General features: G+C 41.0%; 2 protein-coding genes. Both read right to left on the bottom strand.

The features are described 5' to 3' along the window. Positions 1-60: 60 nt before the first annotated feature. Positions 61-441, bottom strand: coding sequence for an IS200/IS605 family transposase (gene tnpA, locus AB6811_RS13780; protein ID WP_369491194.1), 381 nt, complete (start codon positions 439-441; stop codon positions 61-63). Continuing rightward, positions 365-575, bottom strand: a 211-nt coding sequence (locus tag AB6811_RS13775) for a hypothetical protein (RefSeq protein WP_369491195.1), incomplete at its 5' end; no start/stop codon positions are given. The genes AB6811_RS13775 and tnpA, both read right to left, overlap by 77 nt.

The following is a 575-nucleotide window of genomic DNA, read 5'->3' as shown; positions in this document are numbered from 1 at the left end:
ACTAAACCACTATGGATTGAAAATCCATAGGTTTTATTAAACGGGAAAGAATGAAATTCTTTAATCTTTTTCTAAAATCCAATTTCCCGTTTCACTATTGGGCTTATCGCGATGGTGATCTAGGTATTCTTGAACCATCTCCTCTGTTATGTTACCGGTACTCCACGCACCATATCCTACCGCCCAGAAGTGTCGGCCCCAATACCTCTTACCCAATACCGGAAATTCTTGCTGCAGTATCCGAGATGTCCTTCCCTTCAACTTCTTCACAAGTACACTTATGCTCAGAGAAGGTGGATATTCTACGTGAATATGCACATGATCTTTACTTACGACTCCCTTCAGTATCTGTACATTCTCTGTGTTACATACCTGTACAACTAAATCTCGACAGCGAACCTGTACGTCTCCTGTCAATACATGGTAGCGATACTTCGTCACCCACACGATATGGGCGCTCAACCGACTTACAGAATGAGAGCCAGTCCTGTATGTTTCCATTCTGTAAATCTATGAAATTTATAGAAACTAAAGTACCTGCAATGAAATTGCAGGGTTTTAACCAATTCCTATGA

The sequence above is a fragment of the Tenuifilum sp. 4138str genome, from assembly GCF_041102575.1.
GTDB classification, from domain to species: Bacteria; Bacteroidota; Bacteroidia; order Bacteroidales; family Tenuifilaceae; genus Tenuifilum; species Tenuifilum osseticum.
The sequence above is the reverse complement of the archived record's forward strand: the minus strand, read 5'-3'. Positions and strand labels throughout refer to the sequence as shown.